Below are 19237 nucleotides of genomic sequence, written 5' to 3' on the forward strand. Positions count from 1 at the left end.
TCTCCCGTTTTATTGTTACTTTTGCATACGAAGAGTTCTTTGAAGGTTACGCAATGCGCAGAAGAATAATGCAGTAGATAACTAACTAAATCGTAACCTATTACTATCATGAGCGATTAACATACGTTCATTTCCAATAAAATACACTCTTTTCGTAACTTCCAGCTACAAATATACCAATATTACTTCGCTTTCCCAAGGAAACGAGCGGGATTCTCGATGGCAATACTTTAAAGATAACCTAATGAACTGTAATTTTAATAATAAGGGTATTCGTGCTTCGAAATGCGAAAAAAAGGAGGGGAAATACGTTTTTATATGGTGTTTTACGATGTTTTTTCCGTGTAAAAACGAGAATCGTTAAAAAAAAAGATTAAAAAAGGCTATTTATTACTTTGTTTTTTCTACATTTGAGGTGCAAAGTCAAATAAAATTGAGAAACAATGGAAGGATACGAACAAAACGACGGAATGGATACGAATGATAGAGATGAAATCTATTCCAATGCAGTGAAAGCAGGGAAAAGAACTTATTTTTTTGATGTGAAGGCGACCCGTAATAATGATTACTATTTGACGATCACCGAGAGCAAGAAAAAATTTGATAATAACGGTAATCCAAGCTACGAGAAACATAAAGTGTTCTTGTATAAAGAAGACTTTGACAAGTTTGTCGAGGGCTTAGAAGAGGCTATTGGCGTGGTAAAAGCTGCAATCAATGGCGAACTTCCGGAAAAGAATACTGACCTGTAAATAGTACTGTAATAAAATATTGAAGCGGGATGCACGATAAGTGAATCCCGCTTTTTATATGAACTCCCTTTTATGTTTTTTCTCCACTGAATTTTTAAGTATCTTTGTGTGGACAGAAAGAAGAGAAAAATGGAGAATAAGCCGTTGGCAGAGCGAATGAGGCCGAAGTCTTTAGAAGACTATATCGGGCAGCAACATCTGGTGGGACCGGGCAAGGTGCTACGGAAGATGATTGATTCGGGAGTTGTGTCTTCCTTTATTTTATGGGGCCCTCCGGGAGTGGGGAAAACGACGTTGGCGATGATTATTGCGGAACAGTTGAAACGTCCGTTTTACGTGTTGAGTGCCGTGAGTTCCGGGGTAAAGGATGTACGCGAAGTGATTCAGAAAGCCGAGGGACAACGATTTTTTAATACACCGAATCCTATCCTGTTTATCGATGAAATTCATCGATTCTCGAAGGCCCAGCAGGATTCTTTGCTGGCAGCCGTGGAGAAAGGTACCGTGACGCTTATCGGGGCCACGACTGAAAATCCTTCCTTCGAGGTGATTTCCCCGCTTTTATCCCGTTGTCAGGTGTACGTGCTAAAGTCTCAAGAGAAAAAGGATCTCGAAGACCTGATAGACCGTGCCGTCGCCAAGGATTATTACTTGAGCAAGCGTAATATCACGGTGAAGGAGAAAGAGGCCATGATCTCTTATAGTGGCGGTGATGCCCGAAAATTGTTGAATATCTTGGAGCTGGTGGTCAATGGATTGGGAGAGGGGGATATTGTCATTGATAACGAGGCGGTACATCGGGAATTGCATGAGAACCCGCTGATGTATGATAAGGATGGGGAACAACATTACGATATTGTTTCAGCTATGATCAAGTCCATCCGGGGAGGAGACCCGAATGCGGCGGTTTACTGGATGGCTCGTATGTTGCAAGGGGGAGAGGATCCGAAGTTTATAGCCCGTCGTTTGATTATTTCTGCGGCGGAGGATATCGGGTTGGCTAACCCGAATGCAATTTTGATCGCAAATACTTGCTTTGAAGTCGTGCATAAAATCGGTATGCCGGAAGCCCGGATTCCTTTGTCGGAATGTGTGATTTATCTGGCGACTTCACCGAAGAGTAATTCTGCTTACCTGGCTATTGATGCGGCCATTGCTACCGTAAAGCAGACCGGAAATTCTCCAGTGCCGTTACATTTGCGTAATGCCCCGACGAAATTGATGAAAGATTTGAATTACGGGCAAGATTACAAGTACCCGCATGATTATCCGGGAAATTTCGTGGAACAGCCGTATTTGCCGGAAGAATTGAAAGATAAGAAATTTTACCAACCTCAACAGAATGCACAGGAAGTGAAAATACTGGAGCGTTTGAAGGCTTGGTGGAGAAAATATAGATAATGTGAAGAGATTTAAAATCTAAAATTGTTATGGTATATAATGAATTGATTAATCAAGAGATGTTTTTTTTGTTGGCCGGACCTTGCGTGATTGAGGGGGAGGAGATGGCTTTAAATATTGCAGAACACGTGAAGAAGGTAACGGATCGTTTGGGAATCCCGTACGTGTTCAAGGGATCATTCAAGAAAGCCAACCGTTCGCGTTTGGATTCTTTCACGGGGATCGGGGATGAGAAGGCATTGAAGATATTAGCTAAGGTGAGAGCCGAATTCGGTATCCCGGTGGTGACGGATATTCACACGGAACAGGATGCGGAAATGGCTGCTGAGTACGTGGATGTGTTACAGATCCCGGCTTTCTTGTGTCGTCAGACAGACTTACTGGTGGCTGCCGCTAAAACGGGAAAGATTGTGAATATCAAGAAAGGTCAGTTCCTTTCTCCCGAATCCATGAAATTTGCCGTGGATAAGGTGAGGGAATCCGGAGATAATCAGGTTATGGTTACCGAGCGGGGAACGACATTCGGGTATCAGGACTTGATCGTAGATTACCGTGGTATCAGTATCATGCAACAGGCTTGCCAATGTCCGGTGGTTGTGGATGTGACGCATTCTTTGCAACAACCGAATCAAGCTTCTGGGGTAACCGGGGGACAACCGGCGTTAATTGAAACCATTGCCAAAGCCGGAATAGCCGTGGGTGCCGATGGTATTTTTATAGAAACACATGCTGATCCTAGTTGTGCGAAATCGGATGGAGCAAATATGTTGCGCCTAGACTTGATTGAAGGATTGTTAGAAAGACTGGTTCGCATTAGAGAAGCGATAAGATAGTTTATAAAGTTATAAGGTTCATAAAGTTTATAAGGTAATTTCCACTTTATAAGTTTTATGAACCTTACAGATGATTATTATTCAGTGGGTTTAATGTCCTGTACTTGTCCTGTAATCCACGTTTTGTTTCTTTCCCGTATTACATTCGTAACTCCCGTTTCAACCATACGGCCATTACGGGATCGGGAATAATCACTTGACGTTTTTCTATTTCTATAAGTTCTTTCTTTACCAAGGCTCGTTTTACGATGCTAACATTGGCCGACGAGCCGAGTTGGTACTTATGCAAAATCTCTTGTGTGGTAAACTCACTATGAACTCCATCTATGATTGCCCGTAAAAAATTCATTTGATAAGTTGTAAGACTCTCGGTTTGCTTTTCGAATAGCGGTGTATTTTGGTCGATAATATCTTGATATGCTGTCTCGAAATCTTGTTCCGTGGCTATTTTGTCCGTATGAATCCATACTAACCATGCTAACTGCTGCACGTATGAAGAATGATTATCTACTATTTGGCAGATTTTTTCGGCTAACTTTTCTGAAATTCGTTTGCCTGTAGCTTCGAAACGCCTACATATATAGTCTATCCAATCCCGTGTCTCGATTTTTGACAAATAGATAGCATCCCCGAATTTATAGAAAGGGAGACTCTTTTTTTCGAAGAGTTCATTCATCAAATGCTTCTTGCTACCGAATAGACAATACGATACCGACTTTTGTAATTGCCAAATCGAGCGTAATCGCTTCTGGAAGGTTTTAGAATCTTTGAACTCGGCAATCTGCTGGAATTCGTCGATACAAACGACGATATTGTAACCTTTTTTTTGGGCTATTTTTTCAGGGAGCTGCAAGATTTCATCGATATTGTTGCTCTTGGGATTTATTTCAAGCGATATGGAAAAATCCGTCATAGGATCGGTCCCCATCGAAATTTTAGGACTGATACGGGAAAGGAACAATTTAGCGTGGTCGAGCCATTCATCCAATTTTGAAGATGTCTGTTTGAGAATAGCGGAAGCGAATGCGTCATAAAAATCTCGATCGCTGCGACAAGAAAAAATGTCGAGATAGACGATTTTTAATTTATCTGATTGTGCCAAACTGCACGCTTTCTGTACTAAAGAGGTCTTCCCCCAGCGGCGAGGTGAGATTAGCACCGTATTTACACCATGCTGAAAATTTAATACCAAGCGTAACGTTTCTTTCTCTCGGTCCGTGAAATTGTCGCCTGATGTTGCAACTCCAAATATAAAAGGCTTATTCTCCATGATTCTTCGAGTATGATTCAAATGTAAAGATAAGTAATATTTTTATTACTAACAATGTTATTACTAATAAAAGTATTACTTATATTGTGCCTTTTAACTCTTATTCTTCCACGTATATCTCTAGAACTTGCGTTATGTCATCCGGGTATAGCGTAAGATTTTTAAAACAAGCGGGTACAAGAACGGTTTCCCCCTTGTTGACCAATACCGGTTCGCATTCCCCGGTTGTGATGGTGAATTTTCCTTGCAGGCACATGTAGATTACAAATGAATCAAGGTGAACGTACTCTTTCTCTATATCCCGGTCAAATACGAGTAAGTTTGTGGTGAAATAGGGGCATTTCACGAGTTTTGCGGATTGATTATCTTGTGGGGTATAGTTTACCCGGTGTTGTGGTTGATTGCTGTAATTGATCACGTCTGTGGCTAAATCCGTGTGTAGTTCACGTGTGTTTCCGTTAGCATCTTTCCGGTTGTAGTCGTAAATCCGGTACGTGATGTCGGAAGTTTGTTGAATTTCTGCGATCAGGCATCCTTTCCCGATAGCGTGTACCAGTCCGGCGGGAATAAAGAAGCTTTCTCCCTTTTTCACTTTTTGGACATTCAATAAATCCATGAGTTTGTTCTGGTGTAATGCTTGAAGATAGGTTGCCTTGTCAATTTCGTGATTGAATCCCAACACGAGGGAGGAATCCTTTTCCGCGTCAACGATATACCACATTTCGGTTTTACCGTAGGCATTATGACGCTCTTTTGCCGTCTCGTCATCCGGGTGAACCTGAATGGACAGATCGTCGTTCGCATCAATATATTTAATTAACAGTGGAAATTCAATGCCGAATTTCTCGTAGATATGATCCCCGACGAGGTCTCCCATGTACACTTCGATTAATTCTTGCAAGTCGTTGTCAGCAAGGATGCCGTTTGAAACCACCGAGATGTTGTCCTCCACGGCTGATATTTCCCAACTTTCACCAATGGATTCTTCGTGTTCTTCACTTTTATAAGCTAGTCTTTCACCTCCCCATATCTTTTTTTTGAGAATTGGATGGAATTTTAACGGGTATAACATGATTTATTATTTTGTTAGGCATAATTATTGTACTAAGAACAAAGATAGGAATTTTGTGAATGGGGGATTATAATTTATGGATTAATTTTGCAGCTAGAATTACGGTTAATGATATAAAAACGGAGTGAAATGAAGAAATTAGGAATGTTAAGTCTCATCGTGGGGAGCTTGTGGTTGGGTAGTTGTAGTGATGATGATAAAGATTTTATGTTAGATGTCAATCGAATGACAGGTGTTGATTGGTATTACAATAGAACTACGAGTAAAAATTATTCGTCATTCTCGGATGAAAACGTGCTGGAAATAAATCGTTTTGATAAAAGCGGGGAAATAAAGGGCATTGATTTGCGAGGTGTGATTGATTCTGTGGCAGGAACGTGGCGGGATGAAGGGGAGAATATACTTGCCGTGGATTGGAAGAATGGGAATGCCGAGACGTGGACCGTGGAAAATTGTACGTCCAAGAAGTTAGTGGTGAATAATGGATGGGGAGAACGTGAGTATATCACGAAGCCATCTTACCTTGAAAACTTGACAGGCGACGCTTTCTGGGTAAATAAGTTTGTAGATGATGTGAGTAAACCCCAACTTGGTTTCCGGATTTCAAATGACCGGAGTATGCGTGCGGGGTATGTGCTTGCTTTGTTATCGGATGATGAGTCGGTAAAACTGAAAAATTATAATAATGTTTGGAAAGGAGAGGCGGATATTAGCGGGGTAGAAGATCGGAGAATACGTTTTTCCTGTCGTATTGGCTCTGATTACGTGAAATTTGATGAATTTATTACGGCAGATAATTTTCCATCCATGCGATTAACAGATATTGATTTTACTTCATCAATAAAAGCAGGGTATCCTAACCAGCTGGAGATTGAATGGAATAAATTTGAAGGTGAAAACGTGTATTATAAAATAGAGGTGTATTCAAAGGGTAATGAAGCCGATGTGTATTTTGAGAGTGGATTATTCTCTTATGATAATGGTAAATATACCCTTAACGAGAGTACTATCGGGAAAATTAATAAATTGAATAAAATTGATTCAAAGAAAGAGTATACACTTCGTTTGACTGCGGTTATGTTGGAGCCCGGTGTTGCCTCTAATAGTGTGATAGCAGAGAGTCGTATCCAAGCTGTCGTGTATGTTACGGATAAATGCTTGCTTGGCAGATAACAGGTTGGGATTATTCTATAAGGAAATTTTTAATTGCTTGAGCCAGTTTTTCCGGCTGTTCGCTATGAATCCAATGACCACATTGTGGGAGTTCGACGAGGCGGGCAGCCGGAAATTCTTTTTGCAGGCATTCCCTCCCTGTGATTAAGTTGGATTGTTCCCCCTTAATAAACAGAATTTCTTTGTCGTACGTGCTGTTAGGCAGTGAAGACGGGCAACCGCTAATCTCGTCGAAATGCTTGCTGATTACCCGGTGGTTGATTTTCCATTCGAAACCGGAGGCTGTCTTTTTGATGTTCTTTAAAAATAATTGTTGAGAGCGTTCCGTTCTGAAATGTTGTTGAATGGCTTCCTTGACTTCTTCTCGACTATGTAATTGGGAAAGGTCAAAATTCGCCATAAAATCAATAATCCGGTTATGACTTCCCCCGTCCCGTTGGGAATAGGATACGGGGGCAATATCCACGACCACGGCTCGATTCACAAGTTCTGGTCTTTTCAGTAATAAGGCCATCACGATCTTCCCTCCCATCGAGTGCCCCACGATATGGGGAGGTACGGGGAGTTTTAAGTCTTCAACGAGTTCAATAACATCACTACTCATTACCTCGTAATTCATGGCCTCGTCATGGGGTGATTGACCGTGATTACGGACATCAGGTAAGATGACTTGGAATTTATCTTCTAGTAAATGGGCAATGGGAAGCCAATTTTCAGATGCACCCCATAGACCGTGAAGTATAATTAGAGGAACCCCCTCCCCAATGGTACGAAAGAATAATTTCATATTGACTTGGTGTGATTTGTGATACAAATTTACAAATAGAGAAGGAATAATGCTAATTTTTTATTCTTTGAATTCTTTTAGCTCATCAAGGCTTTTTTGTATATCATTACAGTGTTTTTTATAGAAAAGTCTATAAATTGTAAGTAAGTAAATTGTTGATAAAACTGCAATTGATATAATTAGGATGGCAAGCCATGGGTAATTTTGTGCATGAATGGTGATAAAACGAATAGTAAGTAAGGTTACTAAAATAGGAATACTAAGGATACATTCTTTTTGAATCCAATTTCGATATGTGTATATGATTTGGGATAGTTGGAAAATATCGTTATTTTCTAAATCGAACTTTTTTAGCCACCAGAGCTTAAAGCTTGTCCAAATAACTGTACTTCCTAAAAGGATTAAAATAGTTATACTCCAAGGCATAGAAGGGGGATATTTGACAAATTGTATTAGAATTAGAAAAACAGGAATTACAACTAATCCCAACGAGAGGCAAAAGATTTCTGCACGAAAGAGTTTATTGTAAGTCGTGATTGTCCGTTTTTGTAGCATTTCATGGATAATCCTTTTATTAAGGATCTCATTTTTCTCTAGGCGTTTATTTAGTAATTCCCAGTTGAGTTTTAGTTCTTCAAGTTCCATCACGATTCAAATTAGTTGTTAAACAATCTTTTTAGTTTGTCCTTTATCCGGTTTAGCTTTGTACCTACATTTGTCACGGATAATCCCGTGATAATGGCAATTTCTTGGTATGACTTTTCTTCAAGATAGAGTAGTATCAATGCTTTTTCAATGGCATTTAAATAATTGATCAAGTTGTATAGCTCTTGGATTGCAGACAATTCACTTTCGTTTTCTGTAATTAGATTTATGTTTGTCGATAGAGGCACAAATTGAGGTGATTTGGAAAAACGTCTATAGAAGGATACACAAGTATTCAGTGTGATTTTATAAATCCAAGTGGAAACCTTACATTCGTTACGGAATCGGGGATAACTACGCCATAGGTTTAATACGCTTTCTTGATATAGGTCATTAAGGTTATCCTTGTCTTTTGAGTATATATAGCAGACTTTGTATATCACTCGCTGATATGTTTCAATGAGTAAAATAAACTCATTTTCTAGTTCTTTGTCTTTCTTCATCCTATTTGCTTTTGACCTATTAGTCGTAATGGAGAACGTAAAATCACATGCAAGATTAAGAAAAATTGCAAAATAAAAAAAAGACCGCAATAAAGCGGTCTTTTTCATATTACATGAAGTAAAATTAGTCTTTCAATTTAGCTTTCAAGAACTCTCTGTTCAAACGAGCGATGTGTTCGATAGAGATGCTCTTCGGACATTCAGATTCACAGGCTCCCGTATTGGTACAGTTACCGAATCCGAGTTCGTCCATTTTAGCCACCATAGCTTTTGCACGGCGGGCAGCCTCGATCTTTCCTTGCGGAAGAAGTGCCAACTGAGAAACTTTAGCAGCCACGAAAAGCATTGCTGAAGAGTTCTTACAAGTAGCGGCACAAGCCCCACAACCGATACAAGCGGCAGCGTCCATAGCCTCGTCGGCAGCCGGTTTCGCGATTGGAATTGCATTTCCGTCAGGAACACCACCGGTATTTACTGAAACGTAACCACCAGCTTGAAGGATCTTCTCGTAAGCACCACGGTCCACGATCAAGTCTTTAATTACCGGGAAAGCCCCGCAACGCCACGGTTCGATGGTGATGGTTGCGCCATCCTCGAAACGACGCATATGTAATTGACAAGTGGTCACGTCATCATCCGGTCCGTGGGCACGTCCATCGATGAATAAACTACAGGTTCCACAGATCCCCTCGCGACAGTCGTGATCGAAAGCCACCGGTTCTTTGTTCTCGCTAACCAGTTGTTCATTCAGAATGTCAAGCATTTCAAGGAATGAGCTACCGGTTGAAATATCATGAATCTTGTAAGTTTCAAACCCACCTTTTGATTTTGCATCTTTTTGACGCCAGATCTTTAGGGTTAGTTCTTTTAATATTTTATCTGCCATAACGATTTTTCATTTAAGATTATTTATAAGAACGTTGAGCTACCTGAATGTTTTCAAATACAAGGGCCTCCTTGTGTAATTCAGGCTCTTTGTTGTCTCCCTTGTATTCCCAAACGGAAACATACTGGTAGTGTTCGTCATCACGTTTTGCCTCACCTTCTTCAGTAACTGATTCCAGACGGAAGTGACCTCCGCAAGATTCGTTACGATTCAAGGCATCCAATGCCATCAGGTGTGCGATGTCGATGAAGTCTGCCACACGTCCGGCTTTTTCAAGCTCGTTGTTCATGGCGGTAAACTCTCCGGTTACGCGCAAATCCTTGTAAAATTCTTCTTTCAACTCGGCAATTAATTTGATAGCTTTCTTCAAGCCCTCAGCCTCGCGAGCCATTCCGATGTAATCCCACATGATGTGTCCCAACATTTTGTGGAAGTGATCCGGTGATTTCGTACCCTTGATGTCATACAATCTACGCAAGTGGTCGGTAACGTTCTTTTCAGCAGCGTCGAACTCCGGCGTGTTCGTTTTGATTTTCGGGGTCTGAATATCGTGTGCGAGATAATCTCCAATCGTGTACGGCAGAACGAAATATCCGTCAGCCAAACCTTGCATCAAAGCAGATGCACCCAAACGGTTAGCACCGTGGTCAGAGAAGTTACATTCTCCGATAGCGTACAATCCCGGGATGGTCGTCATCAAGTTGTAGTCAACCCAAAGACCACCCATGGAGTAGTGGATTGCCGGGTAAATCATCATCGGGTTGTTGTACGGGTCAACAGCAGTGATCTTTTCGTACATCTGGAACAAGTTTCCGTAACGTTCTTCAATCACGTGTCTTCCCAAACGGTCGATAGCGTATTTGAAATCCAAGAATACGGCTTTACCGGTGTTGTTTACTCCGAATCCGGCGTCGCATCTTTCTTTAGCAGCGCGGGATGCCACGTCACGCGGAACCAAGTTTCCGAATGCCGGGTAACGACGCTCCAAGTAGAAGTCACGGTCTTCGTCCGGAATATCGTTCGGGTGTAACGTACCTGCCTGTAATTTCTTGGCATCTTCCAATTTTTTCGGAACCCAAACACGTCCGTCATTACGTAATGACTCGGACATCAAAGTCAATTTACTTTGTTGGTCTCCGTGTACCGGGATACAAGTCGGGTGGATCTGTACGAAACAAGGATTTCCGAACATGGCACCGCGTTTGTAAGCTTGCCAAGCGGCACTACCGTTACATCCCATGGCGTTGGTTGACAAGAAGAACACGTTACCGTACCCTCCGGTGGCCAGTACCACGGCATGAGCCCCGAAACGTTCGATCTTTCCGGTAACTAGGTTACGGGCAATAACACCTCTTGCTTTTCCGTCCACGATAACGATGTCTAATACTTCGTGGCGGGTGTATGATTTGATTTTACCTTTTTCAATTTGACGGTTCATAGCTCCGTAGCATCCTAACAACAACTGTTGTCCGGTCTGACCGCGAGCGTAGAACGTACGGCTTACCAATGCTCCACCGAAAGAACGGTTGTCCAAAAGACCGCCGTAATCACGAGCAAACGGTACACCTTGAGCGACACACTGGTCGATGATGGCGTTACTTACTTCAGCCAAACGGTACACGTTAGCCTCACGAGCACGGTAGTCACCACCTTTAATAGTTTCATAAAATAGCCTGTATACAGAGTCATTATCGTTCGTGTAGTTCTTAGCAGCATTGATACCTCCTTGTGCAGCGATAGAGTGAGCGCGACGGGGAGAGTCTTGATAGCAGAACGTGGTTACATTGTATCCCAGTTCAGCAAGACTAGCAGCAGCCGATCCACCGGCAAGTCCGGTACCTACGATGATAACATCAAGTTTTCTTTTATTAGCAGGACTCACAACATTGATATGGGCTTTGTGATTCGACCATTTCTGGGCTAGCGGGCCTGCTGGTATTTTAGCGTTTAATTCTGTCATAACCTTAGTAATTTTAAATTTTAAGTTTTAAATTTTAAATTTAGATCGTTGATTCATGCAATTTAAAATCTACAATCTACAATTTAAAATGGTTAGTTTGCCAGTCCAAGCATGAAATAAAGCGGAATGATGCTAAAGCCTGCAGCAATGATGAAAGCGAAGATTTTAGCCAAACATTCCAGTCTTTTTCTCCAAATTTGATTACAGAAACCGATGGATTGGAAAGCTGACCAGAAACCGTGGGTCAAGTGTAATCCTAAGAAGATACCTCCCAAGATGTAGAGTAAACAGTAGATGATACTTGATTTAAATAGTCCGGAAACCAAAGCATAGGTGTTTTCCATGGTAGTACCGTCCACGTTGATCTCTGTTAAAAGAGGATCCCCGGCAAACTTGATTTTCCACCAGAAGTTCCAAAGGTGAACTAGCAAGAAGATCAAAACCAAACCTCCCAAGATGTACATGTTTCTGGATGACCACGTACAATTTCCTGATTGTCTGCGAAGATCGTACTTGATAGGACGTGCGCCCCTGTTTTGAAGAGTCAGAATAGAAGCCAAGATGATATGGATAATGAATCCTATGGCAAGAATCGGTTCTACGATTTTAATGATAGGATTCGTAGCCATGAAATGGGCCCCGATGTTAAATAACTCTCCACTATTATCTACAATCAAAAGTAGATTTAGTGCTAAGTGGACGCACAAAAACGCAATAAGAAAAAGGCCTGATAAACTCAGTATGATCTTTTTCCCGATCGACGATGTTAAGAAATTACTCATAATTAGGTCTATTTATTGATAACTATTTAAATTCTTTATCCGGCACAAAAGTATCTATTTTTCCGTCATTTTAAACGGGTTTATCTATTTTAAAATCATTCTAAATATACAGAATTTTTTCCGTAATGAAATGAGTTATTAAGGTTTATAAAGTTTATAAGGTTCATAAAGTATTTACAGCGTTTTACCCCTTGTACACGATGATTTACAATAAATGTGCCAAGGAGTCTTTTGGTTATGCGAATACTTGAAATATTACTTTATAAACTCTATTTCAAGATTGCTTTATAAATGACCTCTTGAATTTTTGTACGGATATTATCCTTGATAAGTTTGTCGTTGAATTCGTTGGGGTAAATCCGGTTGGATAGAAAAATATAGATTAATTGGTTGTCCGGATCGTTCCACGCAATGGTTCCCGTGAATCCCGTGTGTCCGTAACTGGAACAAGGGGCTTCCTTGCAGGTCGGGCCTGATTTATTGGGCAAGGTTTCCGGTTTGTCGAATCCGAGACCCCGTCTGTTTTGGTCGAGAGGTAATTGTGTTTGAGTGAAAAGGTCGATTGTCGTAGAATCGATGAGACGTTCACCCCCGTATGTCCCGCGATTTAGGTAGACGCTCATGATTTTGGCTAGGTCTTCCGCTGTGGAAAACAAACCGGCATTACCGGACACTCCGCCCATGAGTGCTGCTATTGGGTCATGCACGTACCCGTGTAATTGGGATTTTCTGAAAATATCATCTTTATTGGCGGGAACCACTTTTTTCATGTCGAGATTAAAATGGGCGTTGAAGTCCGTGTTATAGGCTCCCAGTCTTTTAAAGAAATGTTTCCGGCAATAAACATCAAAAGGTGTGGCGGACTGTTCTTCCACGATGTCTTTTAATAGTACGAATCCAAGGTCGCTGTACGTGTATTTTTTCTGGGGTAGCAGTTTGGAGTTTAAAATCAAGTCGTGAATGGAGTCTTGGAAATGCTTGTGAATATAGAAATGCGGGGAAACGACCAAATAGCCTTCGCCCCCCGTGAAATTAAACGTGCTGTCCCGGTACGTGAATTTGGGATTCAGGTAAAGTCGATCCCGGAGTTTACGGGTATTGGTTTTCGTGTATTTTGTCGTGAACAACCGACCTTGCATTTTATCCCAGTCAATGGCGTGCTGGAAGAAAGAAAAAGATGCTCTTAATCCGGCTGAATGTAACAACAATTCCTTGACGGTAATATCTTGCTTGTCGGTTTCCCGAAGAGAGTATGAGTACCGGACAATCGGGGAGTCGAGTGTTATATATTGCTGGTCATAAAGCATCATGACAGCCGGAAGAGTAGCCGCTATTTTCGTGATGGAAGCGATGTCGTATATGTTGTCGGTCGTGTTTTTCTTTTTTCTATCATAAGTGTTGAAACCAAAGGCTTTGTTATAGATAATATAACCGTCTTTTGCCACGAGAACCTGACAGCCGGGAGTTGCTTTTACTTTTATGGCGGCTTGGCATATACTGTCAATTTTAAGTAGGGTCTGTGAATCCATGCCGCAACTTTCTGGCTGGTAATATCCTAATCGCAGTTTCGGGGTGGATAACCCGGTACCGGCGGGATAATAGTGGTTAATGCTCACGGGTAATTTCCCGTTCACGTTGATTCCCCCAAAAATGGCTTGGGCGGCAAATTGTTGTGCGGGAGTGTCGTGTGAATAACTCACGATAATGGCATCCATGGGAAGGTAGCTGTACAGGTCTATTCCGTAAGGTGTGGCCGGATGGCAGAACACGATGTGTTTTCCTTTCAGTTGCTTGATAATATTGACAAGTTCCATGGTTGCCCCGAATTGCCGGGATGCCGTGTTACGGGCGGCACTGTTATACAGGATAACACAATTGTATTCCGATAGATTTTTAATCAGTTTCTCCACTTTTTCTTTTGAGGCGCCGGGAGATAGAGAAAAGTGAGCACAAGGAGCGTATTTCTCTAGTGTACTCTCGAAAACGGGGGCTTTCCGGTCTCCAAAATTCAATGAGGCAACACGTAGCGTGTCTAAATGTGTCAACGGGAGCAGGAGGCCGTCATTTTTCACGAGCGTGATCGCTTTGGCGTATGTTTCTTGTAATAACGCTTTGGCTGATGGGGAACTCAATCGTTCGGTCAGTCGGGCGGTGTCCACGGGTGTAGCATACGGGAGTACGAATTCTGCTTTTGCTTTAAGGACTTTCCGGCATTTTTCGTTGATCATTTCTTCCGAGAGAACGCCTTTTCGGATGGCTGCTTTGATTTTCCTCACGGAAGCTTCCACGTTTTCCGGGAATAACAAAATATCGTTTCCTGCTGCTAAAGCCTCTACATCAGCCTCTCCGGGAGTTCTTCCTTTGGTGACACCTTTCATGTTCATGGCGTCCGTGAAACAAAGACCATCGAAGTGTAATTTCTTGCGTAGTAGATTCGTGATGATCTGTTTGGATAGAGAAGCCGGGATATTGGCCGTATCGTAGGAAGGTACGTTTAGGTGGGCAATCATGACTCCCGGTATCCCAGCCTCGAAAAGTTGGCGGAAGGGGTACAATTCAACCGTGTCAATACGTGCCGCGGAGTGGCGAATCAGGGGTAGTGCCAAGTGGGAATCGACGTCTGTGTCCCCGTGTCCCGGGAAGTGTTTGGCCACGGCCATCACGTGTTGGGATTGCAGACCTCGCATGTATTGTAAGGTCCGGTTGCCAACCTCTTCTTTCTTTTCCCCGAATGACCGGATGCCTATAACCGGGTTTTTAGGGTTAACGTTTATATCGGCCACGGGGGCAAAGTTCACGTGGATACCCATTGTCCGGCATTGCTGTCCGATGGCTGCTCCCAGACGGTAAATCAAATTCGTGTCTCGAATGGCTCCCAACAAGGTTTGGTTGGGAAATTCCATGGCGGGTTTGATCCGCCAACCGACCCCGTTTTCTGCGTCCATACCGATCATGAGGGGAATTTTAGCGCTCTGTTGGTAGGTGTTTGTCATCAAAGCTTGGCTTAGTGGGCTACCTTGAAAGAAGATGATACCTCCGATATGATGCTTTTCAATGGTTGCTCCTAGGTGGTTCTCGTACACGCTGTCTTTGTTGCTATAGGCTGCAACCATGATCAGTTGTCCGATCTTTTCATCCAGGCTCATGGTATTTAGCGTCGAATCGGCCCACGAGGACTGAGCCTGACCGTGGAGAGAGGAAAGGAGCATGCAAAATAGTCCGATTACGGGAAGGAGCTTGTGCATGGTATACAAGTTTTAGCGTTAGAGGTTGGTTAAATAAAAGTGCGGCAAACATGAATTGATTGCCGCACTTTTATAGGTGGATTGGAAATTATTTCAATAATTCAGCAATCTTTTGTTTTAATTCGTCACCTCTCAAGTTCTTGGCGATGATTTTGTTATTTTCGTCCAATAATACTGTGTGAGGAATTCCGCTTACACTGTATAATTGTGCAGGAGCTGATTGCCAGCCTTTCAAATCAGAACCGTGTTTCCATACCAGACCGTCATCAGCGATAGCTTTTACCCAAGCCTCTTTGTTGTTATCCAAAGATACACCGAAGATTTCCAATCCTTTCGGGTGGTATTCTTTGTAGATTTCAACTACATGAGGATTTTCACCGCGGCAAGGACCACACCATGAAGCCCAGAAATCGATTAATTTCACTTTACCCTTGATGTCATACAAAGAGATTGATTCTCCTTCTGGGGTAGTAATCGTGAAGTTCGGAGCGATTTGGCCAATAGCTGTGCTTTCTAATTTAGCGATTTGAGCAGCAATAGCTTTACCTTGTGCGCTAGCTTTTGCTTTTTCACCCAGTAAGTTATATCTTTCTTTCAACTGCTCGTATTCCATTTGTCCCATGCTGGATACGATAACGAAAGTTGAAACATAAGAATCCGGATTAGCTTTGATTAATTCAGTTTCTTTAGCTTGAGCATCCGTCATTAATTTTGCGTATGCTTCTTGTACAGCCTGCATTTTAGCCTGATCTCCATTAGCTGCTTGATATTCTTGTTGCAATTTCATGGCCTCTTGTTGAGTTGTCGTGTTGATAGCCATGAATTGGTCATATATTTTTTGACCTTCGCTACCAGTAACAGTTAATCCTGCCTGTCCAGCATTGACTGTAATATTTGCATTTTCTAACATGAATGGAATAGCTCCTCTTTGACCGATAACCATGATATAAGCACCGGTAGGTTCACTTACGTTTCCGGTAAATTCAAATGAACCGTTCTTCACGTCAGCTTTTGCTAAAGTGTCAAGGCTACTGCCATTAACAGTTGCGATAATAGCCTTACCGTCCGGCATTCCTTCTACCGTTCCGGTAACTTTGTAACCACTTTGGGCATTACATGCTGCAAGGGTCATACTTGCTGCAACGATTGATAATAAAAGTTTTCTCATGTGTTTTAGTTTTCTAAATATGAAATATTGTGTCTTTAATGAATCTTAGCTTTCATGAACCAGATTTCTTTAAAGGCAATGTTTATTCTTAATTTTGCGTATTTCTCCAAAATTTGGTTATTTCGGTGAGTTCCGCGCATACCTAAATCAACGGCAACTCCCAACATCAACTCTTGGCGAGCCAAGCGAAGAGGCATTTGAGTTCCGACGGTTACGCCATAAGTGTTTATGTCGGTATAATTGAATCTGAGTTGCGAGCGAGTGAAATAGGCTCCGGCCGTGTATTTATTTCTTTGCCACCAATAACGTCCGGTCTCGTTGGGTTGTAATGATCCTCCAATGGCTGCTTTATGGTAATCTTGGAATTCTTGATTCGTTCCGAATTCTTCGTAAGCTGACATTCTTTGGAATGTGTAATCTCCTGCAAATACCCATTTTTTATTGTATTGATAGGAAGCTCCAACAATCATTCTGAAAGGAAAAAATACCTCTCCATTGTCCCAGCTTTCGTTGTTAACATTTATGATGGCACCGCTTGTATTACTAATTTTATTGGCAACAAAAGTTCTATTTCCATGCAATGATGTTCCAAAATTAAAACTACCTCCAAGCGTTAGTTCTGATTTTTTGGTTAATGGTAAGGGGATTTGAAAGCCTAATGTAAACAAACTACTATTGATGCGAGTTAAGGTTTGTGATTTAAGATAGTATCCACTTGTGGCAGGTTGCATCACAAGAGTTAGACGGTCTTCAACTTTACCGAATACATAAGAGGCATTTACCCCCACGGATAATCGTCCCAATTGATAAGCCACTCCTAAATAAGCCTCGTTCAATCCACCCAATCCCTCTAATTGCTGTACATAAAACATGGTAGGATCCTCTATTAAAGGATAGGAATAGATCAAATCGAATCCCCGGTCTGATCTCTGTATTAAACCTAGCGAAACGAATGTTTTTTTGTATACCCGGAATGCCATGTTTAGCGAGGCATTTTGAGCCACTTTATAGTTTGAATGATCTTTATAAGTAGAAACATCGACGTACTCTCCTGTGACACCCATTTGGAAGTAGAACCTCATTGAATCTAATGCCGTGTAAGATGCCGGGTTTAAGAAGTTGATATTATAATTATCCCTCATGGCAGCAGAAACTCCCCCCATTCCAGTATAGGCTCCGTAGTTATCAGGTAATAATCCAACTCCGAATTTGGAATAAGGGGTACCCATATTGTTTTGTCCCCATGCTCCGAGGGTAAAAAGTAATATTGCAATGCTTGTAAATATTTTTTTCATACTCATTGTTATAAACGGCAATAATTTTTTTACTAATAGTTCGCGTAATAAATTCGTAATACCGGGGTCTTGTCAACGATAAGCCTTTGGAACGTGAGGTTGTTTGCTCCCACGAATGTATTGATTTCATCGACACCGACTTGTACTGGGCTACCTGCTAAACCGATTAGTAAATTAAGTTCCGGATCTATACCTCCGGTCCCGTTACTTACCATACTGTTATAATAATCCGTGATGTCTATTCTATATTTTCGGTCCTCTTTGTAGTTCGGGTTTGTTTCGAGATACCCGAATACAGAATTACCGGATAAATCGGTTAATTTTCCAGAGATTCTGGAATATTTATCTAAAGTGAATACCTGAATTGTTGTAGGCTCCGGAATGTCTTCAAAATTATCGATTTGAGGCTCCAAAACAATTTCTACCTTTAAGATTGTCCGGTAGGGATTCACATCTGATTTGAAGGGTAATTTCATCTTTAACATGTACCCGTTCTGACCTTGAATGACAGCTTTGTTTTCTTGGGTATATGGTAAAGGATTGTACCAAGAAACGTTACTAAACCGATCGGATGGTGTATGTTCGATGTTCGTGAATGCATAATATCCTCCGCTAGAGTAAGCGGCCAAAGGCTGAAACGAGTATGTTCCGGTCTTTACATCCAGATGATAATGACATGTTAAAGACAAGCGTGAACCGTCGATTGGTAATAAAGCCATATTATCCTTGTCCGGAACGATCGTTAAACCGGCAAAATAACGCATGAAATCCAATGCATTACTCTGATCTAGAATTGAATCTTGTCTTCGGATGAGGCTGAAAAGTTCCCTTCCTAGGGCATCATCTAGCTTGAAATACGCTTCTTTATCTCTTTGTGTGAAAAATTGTTTTTCCAACCTGACGCTCAACGTGGCTAACGGGGTCTCCGGATCATATAGAGGCAGGGTTTCATTACTGTAAATACAGGGATCGTCGAAATCCGTAGGCGGAAAATTTTTCAGCCGATAGACCCGGTAGGTCTGTAAAGTTGCTGTATCTCCTGCCAAAATCTTTGTTTCGTCATATTTAAATGGAAAGGCAAGGGTCAAAGAATCGTAAACGTAATTGTCATCATAATTCGGAATCCCGGAATTCCCGCTTCCGATAAGCTGGAAATAGGGAGTGGCAGTTGTAACTCCCGTGGTTTTATCAGTCATTTTCCCTAAAGTGAGCTGATTACTTTCCAACATTTTAGTTAATATATTAAGACTTGTAGGAAATGAATCCAGACGAACGGTGGATGTCTCGATGTCAAAAGTTTCTATATTCACGTAACCCTCGGCGGGGACCATCGTATCTCCAATCGTGTTTAGGTCATTGTTGCATGAATATAGAGCGAATAAAAGACCTGCCAGAAAAACTATTCTCATGTTATAATCTGTTTTGATTTAATCAAGATGCGAAGGTATAACTATTTTCTAAAATA

16 protein-coding genes are annotated in these 19237 nt (G+C 41.6%); 4 read left to right on the forward strand and 12 right to left on the reverse strand.

The window, feature by feature from the left end; genetic code table 11:
• Positions 1-443: 443 nt before the first annotated feature.
• The 3 genes from QVC79_RS17475 (at position 444) to kdsA (ending at position 2986) form a co-directional block, all read left to right on the forward strand.
• The gene (locus QVC79_RS17475; protein WP_027201254.1) at positions 444-752 is read left to right on the forward strand and encodes a DUF3276 family protein; all 309 of its coding nucleotides are present in this window, start codon (positions 444-446) and stop codon (positions 750-752) included.
• Between the two features lie 129 nt (positions 753-881).
• Positions 882-2153 carry a replication-associated recombination protein A gene (locus QVC79_RS17480; protein ID WP_118305819.1) on the forward strand — a complete coding sequence of 424 codons (1272 nt, stop codon included), beginning with the start codon at positions 882-884 and terminating at the stop codon, positions 2151-2153.
• 29 nt (positions 2154-2182) lie between these two features.
• Positions 2183-2986: a 3-deoxy-8-phosphooctulonate synthase gene (kdsA, locus tag QVC79_RS17485; RefSeq protein ID WP_270595575.1), complete on the forward strand. Its 804-nt coding sequence runs from the start codon at positions 2183-2185 to the stop codon at positions 2984-2986.
• Between the two features lie 139 nt (positions 2987-3125).
• On the opposite strand, the gene QVC79_RS17490 is transcribed toward kdsA, so the two are convergent.
• Both QVC79_RS17490 and QVC79_RS17495 read right to left on the reverse strand, forming a co-directional pair.
• Positions 3126-4256 (reverse strand): AAA family ATPase, encoded by a 1131-nt coding sequence (locus QVC79_RS17490; RefSeq protein WP_270595576.1) that lies wholly within the window; start codon positions 4254-4256, stop codon positions 3126-3128.
• Between the two features lie 100 nt (positions 4257-4356).
• Positions 4357-5328, reverse strand: a complete 972-nt coding sequence (locus QVC79_RS17495; protein WP_270595577.1) for a type I phosphomannose isomerase catalytic subunit — start codon at positions 5326-5328, stop codon at positions 4357-4359.
• A 129-nt stretch (positions 5329-5457) separates the two neighbouring features.
• On the opposite strand from QVC79_RS17495, the gene QVC79_RS17500 reads away from it, so the two are divergent.
• Complete coding sequence (locus QVC79_RS17500) at positions 5458-6501, forward strand: hypothetical protein (protein WP_270595578.1); 1044 nt, start codon at positions 5458-5460, stop codon at positions 6499-6501.
• Between the two features lie 10 nt (positions 6502-6511).
• Here QVC79_RS17500 and QVC79_RS17505 read toward each other — a convergent pair whose 3' ends face one another.
• The 10 genes from QVC79_RS17505 to QVC79_RS17550 all read right to left on the reverse strand — a co-directional run bounded on the left by QVC79_RS17505 (position 6512) and on the right by QVC79_RS17550 (position 19181).
• Entirely contained in the window at positions 6512-7288 is a 777-nt protein-coding gene (locus QVC79_RS17505) for an alpha/beta fold hydrolase (protein ID WP_270595579.1), read from the reverse strand.
• Between the two features lie 60 nt (positions 7289-7348).
• Positions 7349-7933: a hypothetical protein gene (locus QVC79_RS17510; RefSeq protein WP_270595580.1), complete on the reverse strand. Its 585-nt coding sequence runs from the start codon at positions 7931-7933 to the stop codon at positions 7349-7351.
• Positions 7934-7944: 11 nt separating this feature from the next.
• On the reverse strand, positions 7945-8436 hold the full coding sequence (locus QVC79_RS17515; protein ID WP_270595581.1) for an RNA polymerase sigma factor: 492 nt from the start codon (positions 8434-8436) through the stop codon (positions 7945-7947).
• Positions 8437-8560: 124 nt separating this feature from the next.
• The gene (locus QVC79_RS17520; RefSeq protein ID WP_027201261.1) at positions 8561-9322 is read right to left on the reverse strand and encodes a succinate dehydrogenase/fumarate reductase iron-sulfur subunit; all 762 of its coding nucleotides are present in this window, start codon (positions 9320-9322) and stop codon (positions 8561-8563) included.
• 19 nt (positions 9323-9341) lie between these two features.
• Positions 9342-11282 carry a fumarate reductase/succinate dehydrogenase flavoprotein subunit gene (locus QVC79_RS17525; protein ID WP_124317836.1) on the reverse strand — a complete coding sequence of 647 codons (1941 nt, stop codon included), beginning with the start codon at positions 11280-11282 and terminating at the stop codon, positions 9342-9344.
• Between the two features lie 92 nt (positions 11283-11374).
• Positions 11375-12064 (reverse strand): succinate dehydrogenase cytochrome b subunit, encoded by a 690-nt coding sequence (locus QVC79_RS17530; RefSeq protein WP_270595582.1) that lies wholly within the window; start codon positions 12062-12064, stop codon positions 11375-11377.
• A gap of 269 nt (positions 12065-12333) precedes the next feature.
• Entirely contained in the window at positions 12334-15309 is a 2976-nt protein-coding gene (locus QVC79_RS17535; RefSeq protein WP_270595583.1) for a serine hydrolase domain-containing protein, read from the reverse strand.
• 88 nt (positions 15310-15397) lie between these two features.
• A complete protein-coding gene (locus QVC79_RS17540) occupies positions 15398-16441 on the reverse strand; it encodes a TlpA disulfide reductase family protein (protein WP_164719711.1) in 1044 nt (347 codons plus the stop codon).
• A gap of 71 nt (positions 16442-16512) precedes the next feature.
• Positions 16513-17772: a BamG family beta-barrel-assembly machinery protein gene (bamG, locus tag QVC79_RS17545; protein ID WP_270595584.1), complete on the reverse strand. Its 1260-nt coding sequence runs from the start codon at positions 17770-17772 to the stop codon at positions 16513-16515.
• Between the two features lie 32 nt (positions 17773-17804).
• The gene (locus QVC79_RS17550) at positions 17805-19181 is read right to left on the reverse strand and encodes a DUF4270 family protein (RefSeq protein ID WP_270595585.1); all 1377 of its coding nucleotides are present in this window, start codon (positions 19179-19181) and stop codon (positions 17805-17807) included.
• Positions 19182-19237 lie beyond the last annotated feature (56 nt).

The organism is Butyricimonas sp., from assembly GCF_019423355.1.
Lineage (GTDB): Bacteria > Bacteroidota > Bacteroidia > Bacteroidales > Marinifilaceae > Butyricimonas > Butyricimonas faecihominis.

What these genes read in the sequence shown, in the direction of transcription:
- QVC79_RS17475 (WP_027201254.1), top strand. Translation starts at nt 444, where the DNA reads ATGGAAGGATACGAACAAAACGACGGAATGGATACGAATGATAGAGAT.
- QVC79_RS17480 (WP_118305819.1), top strand. Translation starts at nt 882, where the DNA reads ATGGAGAATAAGCCGTTGGCAGAGCGAATGAGGCCGAAGTCTTTAGAA.
- kdsA (WP_270595575.1), top strand. Translation starts at nt 2,183, where the DNA reads ATGGTATATAATGAATTGATTAATCAAGAGATGTTTTTTTTGTTGGCC.
- QVC79_RS17490 (WP_270595576.1), bottom strand. Translation starts at nt 4,256, where the DNA reads ATGGAGAATAAGCCTTTTATATTTGGAGTTGCAACATCAGGCGACAAT.
- QVC79_RS17495 (WP_270595577.1), bottom strand. Translation starts at nt 5,328, where the DNA reads ATGTTATACCCGTTAAAATTCCATCCAATTCTCAAAAAAAAGATATGG.
- QVC79_RS17500 (WP_270595578.1), top strand. Translation starts at nt 5,458, where the DNA reads ATGAAGAAATTAGGAATGTTAAGTCTCATCGTGGGGAGCTTGTGGTTG.
- QVC79_RS17505 (WP_270595579.1), bottom strand. Translation starts at nt 7,288, where the DNA reads ATGAAATTATTCTTTCGTACCATTGGGGAGGGGGTTCCTCTAATTATA.
- QVC79_RS17510 (WP_270595580.1), bottom strand. Translation starts at nt 7,933, where the DNA reads ATGGAACTTGAAGAACTAAAACTCAACTGGGAATTACTAAATAAACGC.
- QVC79_RS17515 (WP_270595581.1), bottom strand. Translation starts at nt 8,436, where the DNA reads ATGAAGAAAGACAAAGAACTAGAAAATGAGTTTATTTTACTCATTGAA.
- QVC79_RS17520 (WP_027201261.1), bottom strand. Translation starts at nt 9,322, where the DNA reads ATGGCAGATAAAATATTAAAAGAACTAACCCTAAAGATCTGGCGTCAA.
- QVC79_RS17525 (WP_124317836.1), bottom strand. Translation starts at nt 11,282, where the DNA reads ATGACAGAATTAAACGCTAAAATACCAGCAGGCCCGCTAGCCCAGAAA.
- QVC79_RS17530 (WP_270595582.1), bottom strand. Translation starts at nt 12,064, where the DNA reads ATGAGTAATTTCTTAACATCGTCGATCGGGAAAAAGATCATACTGAGT.
- QVC79_RS17535 (WP_270595583.1), bottom strand. Translation starts at nt 15,309, where the DNA reads ATGCACAAGCTCCTTCCCGTAATCGGACTATTTTGCATGCTCCTTTCC.
- QVC79_RS17540 (WP_164719711.1), bottom strand. Translation starts at nt 16,441, where the DNA reads ATGACCCTTGCAGCATGTAATGCCCAAAGTGGTTACAAAGTTACCGGA.
- bamG (WP_270595584.1), bottom strand. Translation starts at nt 17,772, where the DNA reads ATGAAAAAAATATTTACAAGCATTGCAATATTACTTTTTACCCTCGGA.
- QVC79_RS17550 (WP_270595585.1), bottom strand. Translation starts at nt 19,181, where the DNA reads ATGAGAATAGTTTTTCTGGCAGGTCTTTTATTCGCTCTATATTCATGC.